Raw genomic sequence first — 13,497 nt, 5'->3', positions numbered from 1 at the left:
GAGGTGCCGGTGGTTCAGGATGCGAGGACGCCCTGGCGCACGGGGCGCCGGTGGCGCGGTACCACCTCGCTTGTCCGCCGCGTTGCCGGGGATGCCGACGACGCCGCGAGCCGCTCATTGGGGGCTGTCACGGGCCCGAGTCGTCCGGTTCTACTGAGGCCCGCACGGGCCGGTTCTTCCGGAAGGGCTCCCCGGTGATGGCCGGATCCGCGCCCGCGCGCACGAAGCGCACGGGACCATGGTAGCGCGCCGGGCGGCGTCGTCCCCACCGGTGCCGGGAGATGCCCCTCAGCGTGGGCCCGGGCACCACGAACCCGGGGCCGCTCGCGGCAGGTGTCCGCGGCTGCCCCTGGGCGCGGTCAGGTTTTCGGGTCGGTGCGTCCGAGTTCCGCGACCCGCCCCACGAGGATCACCGCGGGCGCCCGCACCCCGCGCTCCTCCGCCGTGCGGGCGATGTCCTCCAGCGGCGCCAGCGTGGTGCGCTGGGTGGGGGTCCAGCCCCGTTCCACCACGGCCACGGGCAGGTCCCGGGGGTAGCCCGCGGCGAGCAGGGTCTGCGCCGTGCGCGCGAGTCCGCGCACGCCCATCATGAGGATCAGCGTGTGGCCCTCGCGGTACGGGACCTGGCGCAGCTCCTCGTGGGCGGTGATGACCGTGAAGCCGTGGGCCATGTCCCGGTGCGTCACGGGGATCCCGGCGGCCGCGGGCACGGAGATCGCGGAGGTGACCCCGGGGACCACTTCGGTGGCGATGCCGTGGGCGTGGCAGAACTCCACCTCCTCGCCGCCGCGGCCGAACACGTAAGGGTCCCCACCCTTGAGCCGCACCACCCGGCGCCCCGCCCGCGCCTGGTCCACGAGCGTCTGGTTGATCCGGTCCTGCGTGACCTTGTGGTAGCCGGCGCGCTTGCCCACGTCGATGATCTCCGCGTGCTCCGCGAGCGCCGGGAGCAGGTCCGTGGGGCCCAGCCGGTCGGCGACCACCACGTCCGCACCGGCCAGAAGGTGGCGGCCCCGTACCGTGAGGAGCCCGGGGTCACCCGGTCCACCTCCCACGAGGGCCACGGTTCCCGGCTGCTGGGCGTCCGGTTCGAGGTGGTCGCTGGACCGGGAACCGAGCTGCGCAGGGGCGTCGCCGATGCGTGACTCGTCAGCCGGGTCAGGGCGGGGGCCCGGCGCCACCGGGCCGCCGTGGTGCGGGGAGGGGCCCGCGGAGCTGGGGGGCGCGGGCCCGTCGGTCCCTCCTGGCAACGATGCGCCCTCCCGCGAGCGCCGCGCCCTGACCGGGATCTCCCCGGTCTCCAGGCGTGCCGCGATCCACGCGGCAACGCCCTTGGCACGCCGTGGGTCCCCGCCCGCGTTGACCGCCACGGTGACGCCGTGGGCGCGCGTCACGGCAGGGACCCACGCGCTGGACGCCGCGGCGTCGCCACCCGTGACGCAGAAGACCCGGTGCTGCTCGGCGGTGCGGGTCACGAGGTCCTGGACGGCGGGCGAGTCCGTGTGGGCGAGCACGAGCCACGCCCGGGCCACGTCCTCGGGGCGGAAGCCCCGGCGGTGCCACGTGAGCTCCCCGTCCTCCGCGAGCGCCCGCAGGTCCTCGTGCGCGTCCGGCGCCACGAGCTCGACCGCAGCGCCCTCAGCGAGCAGCGCGGGGACACGGCGCGCGGCCACCGGCCCGGCACCCACCACGAGCACCCGGCGGCCGGAGAGGTTCAGACCCAGGGGGTAGGTCATGGGCGGGGCACTCCTGAGGCGACGGCGGAACGGAAACCGCCATGCTACGTGCGGGTCCGTGGCCCCGTACCCGGGCCGTCACGGGGCGTCACACTCCCGCGGGAGCCCTCACTCGGTGGCAGCACCCTGCTTCCAGTAGCCCATGAACGAGATGTCCGCCTTGGGCACCCCGCCGCTCACACACATCCGGCGCATTGACTTCACGGCGGAGGACTCCGCCGCGAGGAACCAGTACGTGCCGCGGCCCTCGGGACGCGCCGTGGCCCACACGAACTCGGACTCGTCCTGCCAGGACGCCAGTTCCGTGTGGCCCACCGCCCAGTACCGGCGGGCGTGCTCCGCGAGCCGCTCCCACAGCCACAGCTCCAGGGCCAGGTTGCGCTCGCGGGTGCCGCGCGGCAGCCAGGTCCAGACCAGCTCGGTGCCGCCGTCCAGGACCACACGGTGGGCGCCGGGCTCGTCGCACGACGCCGCCCGGGCCAGAGCGCGCGGACCCGCACCGGGGACGGCGTCGGCCTCCGCGGGGACCTCCACGGCCACGGTGATGGAGCTCGGGGGTTCGTACGCGCCGTCCACCGGGCGGTTGACCCGGACCCGCTGCTCCACGCCGTCCACGATCGCGGAGATCGCGGGCAGTGCCGTCTCGTCCCCTGCGACCACCACGTCCTGACCGGCCGCGCGACCGCCGTCCCACGCGGCCCACCAGGCAGAGTCCTCTGAGGGCACGAGCAGCCGCGCGGAGTCCCCGGCGCGGACCGAGTCCCCCCACGCGGCGCCCGGGCCCATGCCGTGCTCGGGGTCCCCGTGCAGCACCACGTCGATCGCGAGCTCCGGCACCCGCTGCCCCGCGAGCTCCACCGTGGTGGCGTCCCGCACGGTGTAGGTACGCATCCACCCGGCTTTCTCGCGCGGCGCGGCCATGAACTCGCGGCGCCACCGGGCCATGTCGGCGACGTCCACGTCCACCGCTCCGCCGGCGGGCGGGATGAGCAGCTTGACGTAGGAGTCCGCCCGGGGGCCGGGGCCCTGCTCGCCCCACGGCATGGTCCTCAGCTGCTCCCCCGCGACGTGCACCCGCACGAGGTGCTCGCTGAGCTCCTCGCGCCGGGTGACCGTGGCGTCCACGCACGCCAGCTGGGTCATGCGGGCACCTCCCCGTTCTCCTCGTTCTCGTCCCGTGCGGCCGGGTGCGGCCGGGCCGTCCCGGTCCGTGACCCGGACGTGGGTCCGGTCGTCGTCCGACCCGCCGTTCTTGCCGTGGCATCCGCCGGGGTCTCGGCCCCCGCCATCCCCGTGGCTCGCGACCGGTCCGAGGACAGCGGGATCACCACGCGGGCGTCGGTCACGGGATCGTGCAGCACGCGGGCGGCCATGTCGAACACGCGACCGACCACCTCGTCGGTCATGACCTCCTCCGCCCCGCCGCGGGCCACCACCTCGCCGGCCTTCATGGCCACGAGCACGTCCGCGTAGCGCGCGGCCAGGGACAGCTCGTGCAGCACCATCACCAGGGTGATCCCCCGGGCACGCTGCAGCTCGCACAGGATGTCCAGGATCTCCACCTGCCGGGCGATGTCCAGATAGGTGGTGGGCTCGTCCAGCAGCAGCACGTCGGTCTGCTGAGCCAGGGCCAGGGCGATCCACACGCGCTGGCGCTGCCCCCCGGAGAGGTCCGTCACGTGGCGGTCCATGAGATCGCACAGACCGGTGAGCTCGAGCGCCTCGGCCACGGCGGCGTCGTCCTCCGCGCGCCAGCGCCCGAAGGCACCGCGGTGCGGGTGGCGACCGCGCGAGACCAGCTCCCGCACGCTCACCCCCTCCGGCGCCACGGGGTCCTGCGGCAGGAAGCCCACCGTCTGCGCAAAACGGGTGCGGCGCCAGCCGCGGACGTCCTCCCCGCCCACGAGCACCTCGCCGGCGGTGGGTGTCAGCTGGCGCGCGCACGTGCGGAGCAGCGTGGACTTGCCGCAGCCGTTGGCGCCCACGAGCGCCGTGACGCGCCCCGCGGGGAACGTGACGTCCACGTCCGTGAGCACGGGCGCGCCCCCGTAGCCGGCCCGCAGTCCGCGCACGGCCACCTCGGACGACGCCGCCCGGTCGGTCCGCGCGGCACTCGCCGCCGCTGCGGGCCGGGCATCGTGCCGCGGGCCCGTCATGGTCTCCCTGACCTCGTTCTCGGGGCTCATGCCTCCGCCTTTCCACGTCCGATGAGCAGCCACAGCAGCACGGGGGCACCGGCGGCCGCGGTGACGACACCCACGGGCAGTGCCAGATTGGGCAGCGCCTCGGCGGCCACGTAGTCCGAGACGACCATGAGCACCGCACCCACGAGGGCCGCGTGGTGCGCGTGCCCGGCCCCGCCGCCGATGCCGCGCGCAATGGGCGCGGCCATGAAGGACACGAACGCCACGGGCCCCACGGTGGCGGCGGCCACCGCCACCAGGGTCACCGCGAGGGCGAGCGCCGTGAGCCGCACACCCTGCACCCGCACGCCCAGGCCCGCCGCGAGCGCATCCCCGGTGCCGAGGGTGTCCACGGCGGGTATGAGCACCGCGCACACGGGCAGTAGCACGAGCAGGCAGAGCCCCACCTGCGCAATGTCCTGCCACGAGGCGGCGTTGAGCGAACCGGTGAGCCACTGCATCGCGTCCTGCGCGGCGTAGATGTCTGCACGGGTGAGCACGCCGTTGATGGCCGCCCCGGTGAGGGCGCCCCCGGCCACGCCGGTGAGCACGAGCTTGGCGATGCTGGCGTGCGTGCCCCCAGCGGCGAGGATGACTGCGAGCATGAGACCGAAGCCACCCGCGAGCGCGCTGACCGTCACCGCGGCTCCAGAGAGACCCGCGGTGATCGCGACCACCGCGCCGAGCCCCGCACCGGAGGAGACGCCCATGATGTCCGGGGAGGCCAGCGGGTTGCGCAGCACGCGCTGGAACAGGTGGCCCGCGAGTCCGAAGGCGGTGCCCGTGAGGATTCCCAGGACCGTGCGGGGCAGGGTGATCTGCCACACGATGTAGTCCGCCGGCCCGTCGTAGTCGTGGGCCAGCACCGCGAGCAGGTCCGGGACCGCCACCACGTACTTGCCGAGCGCGATCCGGGCGAAGGACGCCACGGTCAGGACGAGCAGCAGCAGGAGTGTGACCCGCCGGGTGCGGCGACGCGTGCGAGCGCGGCCCGCGCGGACGGCGTCTACCGTCTGCGCACGGGACGGCAGCTGCAGTGCCGCGCTCATGCCGCCACCGTCTTCCCGCGCAGCACGGCCACGAGGGCCGGGGCGCCGATCACGACGAGGGCGATTCCCACCTGGATCTCCCGGTCCGGGACCAGCACGCGGGCCACGACGTCCGCGAGCAGCACGATGGTCGGTCCCGCGAGCAGGCACGCCGGGATCACCTGCCGGTAGGAGACACCCACGACCACGCGCACGGCGTGGGGCACGAGCAGCCCGCAGAACACGAGCGGGCCCACCAGCGCGGTGGACGTGCCCGCGAGCAGCACCACGGCCACACCGACCAGTCCGCGGGTCAGGGCCGGGTGGGTTCCGAGCCCCCGGCCCAGGGCGTCCCCGAGCGTGAGGGTGTCCAGGGACCGGGCCAGGCACCACCCGAGCACGAGACCCGCGACAACCACCGGGGCGGCCACCACCAGGAACGTGCCGTCCGGGCGGGTGAGCTCCCCCACCTGCCAGCGTCGGAAGGTGTCGAACGTGGCCTGGTGGCTCAGCAGGATCGCGCTCGTGAGCGCGGTGAGCCCCGCAGACACGGCCGCACCCGTGAGGGCCAGGGTCACGGGACGCGCCCCGCCGCGAGCGGCAGTGGCCAGCCCGTACACCGCGACCATGGCCACGGCCGAGCCCAGCGCGGCCAGCCACAGCTGGTTCGCCACACCCGACAGCCCGAACAGCGCACCCCCGGTCACCACCGCGAACGCTGCACCGGCCGTCAGCCCCAGAATTCCCGGGTCGCCGAGCGGGTTGCGGGTGGCGCCCTGCAGCACAGCACCCGCCACGGACAGGGCCGCTCCGGTGAGCACCCCGGCGGCGGTGCGCCACACGCGGGACTCCACCACGGCGCCGTCGAGCGGGGGCACACCCGGCACGGCGCCGGGATCACCGCCGAAGACCTGCGGCACCACACGCCACGTGCTCGCGAGGTCGATCGGGCGGGAGCCGCACGAGGCCGACAGGACCACCGCCACGAGGAGGACGACCGCCATGACGAGCCAGGGCAGGACCCTGCGCCCCGGGCGCCCCGCACGGGAGATGCGCGGGGCGTGGGTACCGGTGGTGGCGCCGGGGCCTGTGAGGGAGGTGCTGGCGGGCACGGAGGCTAGGCCCCCAGGGCGTTCTTGATCGCCGGGACGTGGGTGTCCAGGGCGTGGGGCATGGACAGCGGCGAGGACGAGTAGCCCGAGAGCACGTCCTGCTTGGTGGTCAGGAACAGCCCGTGGCCGGCGGCAATCGCCGGGATGGTCTTGAGCACGGGGTCCGTGCGGAACTTCTCCGCCTGGGCGTCGTCCTCGGCGGCGGCCACGAAGAGATCGCTCGTGAGCTCGTCCGCGCGCTCCTTGGGCCACTCGCGCCAGAACTCCTTGTCCGAGACGTTCTTGGTGACCACGGGCGCCAGGGCCAGGCCCAGCTCGGTGAAGAAGCGGGGGCGCCCGTCCGAGGGGCCGTAGAAGCCGAGGGCCTGGGAGACGTCCCCGTAGATGAAGCTCTTGCCCTGGGCGTCCCCGAGCTCCGCCGAGCGGTCCCGGATGAGCTTCTCCGTCTGCGCCACGAGGTCCTCGCCGGCCTGCGTGCGCCCCAGCGCCTTGGCGGTGAGCCGCTGCATGTCCTGCCACGAGTTCACCCACGGGCCCGTGGGGTAGGCCACCGTGGGGGCGATCTTGGTCAGGCGCCCGTACTCCTCCTGGGTCACCCCGGAGTTCACAGCGATGATGAGGTCGGGGCTCAGCTGGGCGATCTCGGTGAAGTTCACGCCGTCGGACTCGTCCATGGTCTTCGGCGCCGTCCCGCCCAGCTCGGAGACCTTGGCGTCGAACCAGTCGGTGGCGCCCTTGTCGTTGCCGCCCCACGCCACCGTGGTCATGCCCACGGGGACCACGCCGAGCGCGGCGACGAAGTCCTGGGTGTTGCTTGCACCCACGCACACCACGCGCTCGGGGGCCTTCTCCACGCTGGTGGAGCCCAGAGCGTGCTTCACGGTCACGGGGAACGTGTCGGTGGGCGTGGAGGACGCCGAGGCACCCGGTGCGGCGTCCGAGCCACCGCCGTCCCGGGAGCCGGTGGAGCACGCCGCGAGCCCCATCAGGGAGGCCACGGCCAGGCCGGATCCGAGCAGGGAGCGGCGGCTGAGCTGACGACGGGTCTGGGAGGGATCGCTGGACATGGCTCTCCTCGAGCGGTGAATTTGATAAGGCTTGCCTAACCTATTTCACCCGCTCGAAGGCCCGCAAGTGGGCTGTCCGCACCGCCGCGCACGTGCCACGCATCGGCGCGGAACCACCGGTCAGGAGGTGGCGCGGATCACCTTGTGCGGTGCCGCCTGGGCCACGGGCTTGAGGGTCAGCGTGTCGATGTTCACGTGGTGCGGCAGCTCCACCGCGAACGCGCAGACCTCCGCGACGTCCTCCCCCGTGAGCGGCTCGGCCACGCCCGCGTAGACCTTCTCCGCGGCGGCCCGGTCCCCACCCAGGCGGTTGAGGGAGAACTCGGGGGTGTGCACGAGCCCGGGCGCGATCTCCACCACCCGCACGTTGTGCTCGGCCTCCTCGAGCCGCAGCGCCTCGGTCATCGCGCGCTCGGCGTACTTGGCGGCGTTGTACCCGGCACCGCCCTCGTACGCCCGGATCGCGGCCAGGGAGGTGAGGTTCAGCACCGTGCCCCGCCCGTTGGCGCGCAGCGCGGGCAGGAACGCCCGGGTCACCCGCAGGGTGCCCAGCACGTTGACCTCGTACATCCACTGCCAGCCCTCGGGGTCCGCGTCCGCCACGGAGTCCGTGCCGCGCGCCCCGCCGGAGATGTTGAGCACCGCGTCCACCGTGCCCTGCTCGGCGAGCACGCGGTCCCGCAGCGCGTCCACCTGATTCTGATCGGTCACGTCCGTGGGCGCGGCGATCGCCCCGGTCTGCTCCGCCAGCTCGGCGAGCCGCTCCTCGCGCCGGGCCACGGCGTACACCGTCCACCCGCTCGCGCGCAGCCGCCGCACCGTGGCCTCGCCGATCCCGGTGCTCGCTCCCGAGACCACCGCGACCTTGCCCGCCCCCGCCGTGCCGGGGGTGCCGTATGCCGATTCCCTGTTCTGCGTCATGACCCGCAGTCTACGGAGCACGACGCCGCACGGCCTGGTCCGTGGGCCAGCGAGCGTTCCCGGGTCGGAGACCGGGGCAACGACCCGGCAGCGTGTGCCGCACCGCCCGAGCTCGCTCGCCCCGGACCCGGACACGGTGACGGGGACCGGACGGCGTCCGGCGGGCAGCGCCCCGGGCGGTGTCGCGCCCCCGGTGGCGACCGTCCGGCGTCGTGCGGGCAGCACCCCGGGGCGGCGACGTGACCGGCAGCGGCGGCCGGGCGGCGTCGTGCTCCGCACGGGGCGGGCGGCGTCGTCCCCCGGGGATTCGAAGCGGAGAAAAACCCCGTGAGAGACTGGGCGCATGGCACATGAGACGACGGGTACAGACACGCCCGAGACCCCTGACCACGCAGCGACCACCGCCGCGGTGACCGTTCCCGAGAAGCCGGCCCTGGAGGGCCTGGAGGAGAAGTACGCCGCGCAGTGGCGCGAGAACGGGACCTACGCGTTCCGCGAGGACACGGACCGGGAGTCCGTGTACTCGATCGACACTCCCCCGCCCACGGCGTCCGGCTCCCTGCACGTGGGACACATGTTCTCCTACACGCAGACGGACGTGATCGCGCGGTTCCAGCGCATGAGCGGCAAGAACGTGTTCTACCCGCTGGGCTGGGACGACAACGGCCTGCCCACCGAGCGCCGTGTGCAGAACTACTACGGCGTGCGCTGCGAGCCCGGCCGCCCGTACGTGGAGGGGTACCGTCCGCCCGAGAAGCCCGCCAAGAACCAGCGGGACTGGGACGTGGTCTCCCGCCAGAACTTCATCGAGCTGTGCGAAGAGCTCGCCGTGGAGGACGAGAAGGTCTTCGAGCACCTGTTCTCCACGCTGGGCCTGTCCGTGGACTGGAACCGCACCTACCGCACGATCGACGCGCACTCCCGCAAGGTCTCGCAGCTCGCGTTCCTCAAGGACTACGAGGCCGGCAACGCCTACATGGCCGAGGCGCCCACCATGTGGGACGTGACCTTCCGCACCGCCGTGGCCCAGGCCGAGCTGGAGGACCGGGAGCGCGAGAGCGCCTACCACCGCGTCTCGTTCCACCGCCCGGACGGCGAGAAGGTGTTCATCGAGACCACCCGCCCCGAGCTGCTGCCCGCCTGCGTGGCCCTGGTGGCCCACCCGGACGACGAGCGCTACCAGCACCTGTTCGGCACCACCGTGCGCTCCGCCCTGTTCGACGTGGAGGTGGAGGTCAAGGCGCACCCGCTGGCCAAGCCGGACAAGGGCTCGGGCATCGCGATGATCTGCACGTTCGGCGACCTCACGGACGTGACGTGGTGGCGCGAGCTGGACCTGCCCACGCGGGCCCTGATCGGACGTGACGGCCGTTTCCAGGCCGAGCAGCCCGAGTGGATCGCGGACGGCGCCCCCGCCGAGCGCTACGCGGAGGTGGCCGGCAAGACCGTGTTCTCCGCGCAGAAGGCCGTGGTGGACATGCTCCGCGAGTCCGGGGACCTGGACGGCGAACCGAAGAAGATCATGCACCCGGTGAATTTCTACGAGAAGGGCGACAAGCCCCTCGAGGTGGTCACCTCCCGCCAGTGGTACATCCGCAACGGCGGCCGGGACGCCGAGCGCCGCTACGTGCTGATCCAGCGCGGCCGGGAAATGGCCTGGCACCCCTCCTTCATGCGCTCGCGCTACGAGAACTGGATCGAGGGCCTCAACGGGGACTGGCTGATCTCCCGCCAGCGCTTCTTCGGCGTGCCCTTCCCGGTCTGGTACCCGCTGGACGCCTCCGGCGAGCCGGACTACGAGCACCCCGTGCTGCCCTCCCCCGAGCAGCTGCCGGTGGACCCCGCCGCGGACACCGGCCCGGGCTACACCGAGGAGCAGCGGGACCAGCCCGGCGGGTTCATGGCGGACCCGGACGTGCTGGACACCTGGGCCACCTCCTCCCTGACCCCGCAGATCGCCACGGGCTGGGGTGTCGACGAGGAGCTGCACGACAAGACCTTCCCCATGGACCTGCGCCCGCAGGGCCACGACATCATCCGCACGTGGCTGTTCTCCACCGTGGTGCGCGCCGAGACGCTCGCCGGGACCGTGCCGTGGACCAACACGGCGCTGTCCGGGTGGATCCTGGACCCGGACCGCAAGAAGATGTCCAAGTCCAAGGGCAACGTGGTGGTCCCCACGGACGTGCTCGAGAAGTACGGCGCGGACGCCGTGCGCTACTGGGCGGCCTCCGCGCGCCTGGGCGCGGACACCGCGTACGACGAGGGGCAGATGAAGATCGGGCGCCGCCTGGCCATCAAGCTGCTCAACGCGTCCAAGTTCGTGCTGGCCCAGGGCGTCACCGAGGCCTCCGTGCTGGGCTCCGGCACGGACGCCTCCGTGGTGACCAACGGTCTGGACCGCTCCCTGCTGGCCCAGCTGGCCACGGTGGTGGAGCGCGCCACCGCCGCGTTCCGCGAGTACGAGTACGCCCGGGCGCTGCAGCTGATCGAGTCCTTCTTCTGGACGTTCACGGACGACTACGTGGAGCTCGTGAAGGACCGCGCCTACGGTTCCCGCGGGGCCGAGGCGCAGGCGTCCGTGCACGCCGCCCTGGCCACCACCCTGGACACCGTGCTGCGGCTCTTCGCGCCGTTCATCCCGTTCGCCACCGAAGAGGTCTGGTCCTGGTGGCGCACCGGATCGGTGCACCGAGCATCCTGGCCCGTGACGGACGGCTACGCCGGTCTCGCGGCCGAGGGCGACCCCGAGGTACTCACCGTGGTGGGCGAGGCCCTGTCCGGGCTGCGCAAGTCCAAGTCCGAGGCCAAGGTCAAGCAGCGCACCGCGGTGCTCTCCGCCACGGTCTCCGCCCCCGCCGCACAGCTGGAGCAGCTGCGGGCCGGACTGGACGACCTCAAGGCAGCGGGCAACGCTGCGGACCTCACGCTCTCCCCCGCCGAGGGTGAGCTCAGCGTGAGCGACGTGGCGCTGGAGCAGACCGAGCAGGCCTGACCCCCGGCGAACGACGTCCGTGTCGACCGACGACGCGTCGGAGAGCGACCCGGTGACCTCGACAGGCCACCGGGTCGCTCTCCGCATGAACCACCGACTCCTCCCCGCGTGGGGAGCCCCCCCTTACACCAGAAAGCTCGGTCCAATGAAGAAGTCCCTCTCCCTCGCTGCCGTGGTCCTCCTCGCGCTCACCGGTTGCTCTGCCGGTCAGAACGGGACCGGCTCCTCGCAGGAGGCCTCCGACCACGGCACGTACGAGGGCGTGACGAACTGGGAGGGCTCCGGAGACGACGGCGTGGCGTTCAGGGCCACAGCGGACGTGGCAGCCCCGGCCGGGGTCGAGGAAGCACGCACGCTCATGAAGAAGTCGGAGACGCCCCTGCACTTCCTCGCCGTGACAGTGGACAACATCCACGGCACGCAACCGGTCAGTGCCAGCAGCGCCTCCTTCACCACTCCCGAGGGCGAGCTCGTCGAATACACGATGGTCGGCGACTACCTCAACGACTACGACGCCGCCGAGAGCGAGAGCGGTGACGCCGAGAACCGGGTCATCGAAGTGCACAACGCGTTCTCCAGCGACGAGTACGAGGTGGTCGCGGGACAAAAGAAGACGGTGGTGCTCGCCTCGGACCACGACTACCCGCACGACGTCACGCACGCCACCGTCAACGGGACGACGTCGCTCGCGCCGTCCGAGACCTCTGCCGAGACCGACAAGGCCACGGGAGCCCCCGAGCCCAGCGAGGCCGTGGGCAGCAACGACAAACTGGCCGACCTCAACGGGACCACGTTGAAGGGCAATGACATCAACTTCCGGATCTTCAGCCCCAACGCGCAGAAGGACCTCAACGCCGCAATGCCTGCGCAGCTGAAGGGTGCCTGGGGCGCGCTGTGCTCCGACGCCGCCGCCGAGGAGCAGCTGAAAGAGACGGGAGCCACCGCGAACGGGCACCATTGGCGACCGTTCCAGTACGCGGTGTCGGAGAGTGGCGTGGGAGCCCTCAGCGGCAACGCCGACTACAAGGAGTACGAAGCCGCGTCTCTGGCAGAGATGTCCCACGGCGGGGTCTGCGCCGTGATCCAGTCACCCGACGAGTCCGCCGCCGCGGAAACCCACTTGGCGACCGTCGGCCACTACCTGGGCAACTCGACGCTGGAGAGCACTGTCGAGGTGAAGTGATTCCCGCACCACTGGACGTGGAAGAACTGCCGGTGCTCAGCAGGGCCAAGTAGCGCCGCCGCAGTACGTTTTCCAGCCCCCGTGGGTGATGATGAACGGGTGACTCTGCCCTCCGCGCCTCCCCGTTCCGGCGACTGCCGGTTCCTGCGACGGACCGGCCGCATCCTGCGCCGCGCGGTGCAGGTCGGCGTCGTCGGTCTCGTGCTGCTCACGGTTGCCAGCGTGGTGGGCAACGCCGTAACCACCCCGCCCGACGCCCTGGAACCCGACGCCGGGGCGTACACGGACGTGGGCGACGTCGCCGTGCACTACGAGCACTGGGCACCCACCGGACCGCGCCCGTCCGACGACGCCGCTCCCGTGGTCCTGCTCCCGGGTTTCGCCGAGTCCACGGTCGCCTTCCGGGCCGCGGCACCGCTGATCGCCGCGCAGGGCCGGGACGTCTACGCGTTCGACCTCCCCGGATTCGGCTACACCCGCGGCGGGGACACCGAGGACCTGCGGTCCCAGGCCGATCTCGTGGTGGGAACCATCCGTACCCTGGGGATCGAGCGGCCCGTTCTCGTGGGCCACTCCCTCGGTGCTGCCGTGGCGGGCGGCACCGCGCTGTGGTACCCCGGGGCGGTGGGCGGCGTCGTCTTCGCGGACGGTGACGCCCAGGACCTCGACCTCGGGAACGGTGCGTGGCGGGAGCAGATCGCCCGCCTGCCGTACACCACGAGCCTCTACCGGATCGGCACACGCTGGACGTGGCTCAGCAGGGCAGGTCTGGCCGGTTCCTGTGGCTCGGCATGCACCGCGTTCGACGGCGCGGACGGCGCGAACCTGGCCCGGCAGTGGATGCGCCCGCTGACCCAGGGGGACGTGGAGCACCCGCTGCTGGGCAGCGCGGGGCGCAGCGGCATCCTGCACCTTGAGGAGCGCCAGATGCGCTCGATCACCGTGCCACGCGCCATCATCTGGGGCGCCGAGGACACCCGCTCCGGCGGTTCCCTGCAGGACACCCGGGGGCGTCTCGGCCACCCGCCCGAGCGCATCCTCGACGGCGCCGCCCACAACGTCATGAACGCCCGGCCCCGGGGCTTCGCCGACGCCGTGAGTGAGCTCGCGGACGGCATGGCCGGGCGCTGACGGGACGGCCCACAGGGAGGTCCCGGACGCACCCGCCTCGCGCGGTGGGGCCTGCGAGGAACTCTGTCGGCCGGGGCCGTCGGATGCCCGGGCTGGCAACGCCAAGGGCCCCGCCCCGGAGGCCGTTGCCGGCCGCCGGGG

Annotated in this window: 10 protein-coding genes; 3 read left to right on the top strand and 7 right to left on the bottom strand. The window is 72.9% G+C overall.

The window, feature by feature from the left end; translation table 11 throughout:
- Positions 1-359: 359 nt before the first annotated feature.
- The 7 genes from cobA to KRH_RS05435 all read right to left on the bottom strand — a co-directional run bounded on the left by cobA (position 360) and on the right by KRH_RS05435 (position 8,047).
- Entirely contained in the window at positions 360-1,736 is a 1,377-nt protein-coding gene (cobA, locus tag KRH_RS05465) for a uroporphyrinogen-III C-methyltransferase (RefSeq protein WP_012398189.1), read from the bottom strand.
- 108 nt (positions 1,737-1,844) lie between these two features.
- On the bottom strand, positions 1,845-2,879 hold the full coding sequence (locus tag KRH_RS05460) for a siderophore-interacting protein (RefSeq protein WP_012398188.1): 1,035 nt from the start codon (positions 2,877-2,879) through the stop codon (positions 1,845-1,847).
- Positions 2,876-3,922 carry an ABC transporter ATP-binding protein gene (locus tag KRH_RS05455; RefSeq protein WP_070105249.1) on the bottom strand — a complete coding sequence of 349 codons (1,047 nt, stop codon included), beginning with the start codon at positions 3,920-3,922 and terminating at the stop codon, positions 2,876-2,878. Before KRH_RS05455 ends, KRH_RS05460 begins: the two co-directional genes overlap by 4 nt.
- Complete coding sequence (locus KRH_RS05450; RefSeq protein WP_012398186.1) at positions 3,919-4,968, bottom strand: FecCD family ABC transporter permease; 1,050 nt, start codon at positions 4,966-4,968, stop codon at positions 3,919-3,921. Before KRH_RS05450 ends, KRH_RS05455 begins: the two co-directional genes overlap by 4 nt.
- Complete coding sequence (locus KRH_RS05445) at positions 4,965-5,951, bottom strand: FecCD family ABC transporter permease (RefSeq protein ID WP_226905888.1); 987 nt, start codon at positions 5,949-5,951, stop codon at positions 4,965-4,967. Before KRH_RS05445 ends, KRH_RS05450 begins: the two co-directional genes overlap by 4 nt.
- A 113-nt stretch (positions 5,952-6,064) precedes the next feature.
- The gene (locus KRH_RS05440; protein WP_012398184.1) at positions 6,065-7,126 is read right to left on the bottom strand and encodes an ABC transporter substrate-binding protein; all 1,062 of its coding nucleotides are present in this window, start codon (positions 7,124-7,126) and stop codon (positions 6,065-6,067) included.
- A 120-nt stretch (positions 7,127-7,246) separates the two neighbouring features.
- Complete coding sequence (locus tag KRH_RS05435; protein WP_012398183.1) at positions 7,247-8,047, bottom strand: SDR family oxidoreductase; 801 nt, start codon at positions 8,045-8,047, stop codon at positions 7,247-7,249.
- A 343-nt stretch (positions 8,048-8,390) separates the two neighbouring features.
- Between KRH_RS05435 and valS the strand changes: the two genes are divergently transcribed.
- From valS to KRH_RS05420, 3 genes are all read left to right on the top strand, one after another.
- Positions 8,391-11,042 carry a valine--tRNA ligase gene (gene valS, locus KRH_RS05430; RefSeq protein WP_041297347.1) on the top strand — a complete coding sequence of 884 codons (2,652 nt, stop codon included), beginning with the start codon at positions 8,391-8,393 and terminating at the stop codon, positions 11,040-11,042.
- Between the two features lie 145 nt (positions 11,043-11,187).
- Positions 11,188-12,225: a hypothetical protein gene (locus tag KRH_RS05425; RefSeq protein WP_041297346.1), complete on the top strand. Its 1,038-nt coding sequence runs from the start codon at positions 11,188-11,190 to the stop codon at positions 12,223-12,225.
- 99 nt (positions 12,226-12,324) lie between these two features.
- On the top strand, positions 12,325-13,356 hold the full coding sequence (locus KRH_RS05420; protein ID WP_012398180.1) for an alpha/beta fold hydrolase: 1,032 nt from the start codon (positions 12,325-12,327) through the stop codon (positions 13,354-13,356).
- Positions 13,357-13,497 lie beyond the last annotated feature (141 nt).

The sequence above is a fragment of the Kocuria rhizophila DC2201 genome (genome assembly GCF_000010285.1).
Classification (GTDB): Bacteria; Actinomycetota; Actinomycetes; order Actinomycetales; family Micrococcaceae; genus Kocuria; species Kocuria rhizophila_A.
This window is presented reverse-complemented; position numbering and strand designations above follow the sequence as displayed.

What these genes read in the sequence shown, in the direction of transcription:
- cobA (WP_012398189.1), bottom strand. Translation starts at nt 1,736, where the DNA reads ATGACCTACCCCCTGGGTCTGAACCTCTCCGGCCGCCGGGTGCTCGTG.
- KRH_RS05460 (WP_012398188.1), bottom strand. Translation starts at nt 2,879, where the DNA reads ATGACCCAGCTGGCGTGCGTGGACGCCACGGTCACCCGGCGCGAGGAG.
- KRH_RS05455 (WP_070105249.1), bottom strand. Translation starts at nt 3,922, where the DNA reads ATGAGCCCCGAGAACGAGGTCAGGGAGACCATGACGGGCCCGCGGCAC.
- KRH_RS05450 (WP_012398186.1), bottom strand. Translation starts at nt 4,968, where the DNA reads ATGAGCGCGGCACTGCAGCTGCCGTCCCGTGCGCAGACGGTAGACGCC.
- KRH_RS05445 (WP_226905888.1), bottom strand. Translation starts at nt 5,951, where the DNA reads ATGGCGGTCGTCCTCCTCGTGGCGGTGGTCCTGTCGGCCTCGTGCGGC.
- KRH_RS05440 (WP_012398184.1), bottom strand. Translation starts at nt 7,126, where the DNA reads ATGTCCAGCGATCCCTCCCAGACCCGTCGTCAGCTCAGCCGCCGCTCC.
- KRH_RS05435 (WP_012398183.1), bottom strand. Translation starts at nt 8,047, where the DNA reads ATGACGCAGAACAGGGAATCGGCATACGGCACCCCCGGCACGGCGGGG.
- valS (WP_041297347.1), top strand. Translation starts at nt 8,391, where the DNA reads ATGGCACATGAGACGACGGGTACAGACACGCCCGAGACCCCTGACCAC.
- KRH_RS05425 (WP_041297346.1), top strand. Translation starts at nt 11,188, where the DNA reads ATGAAGAAGTCCCTCTCCCTCGCTGCCGTGGTCCTCCTCGCGCTCACC.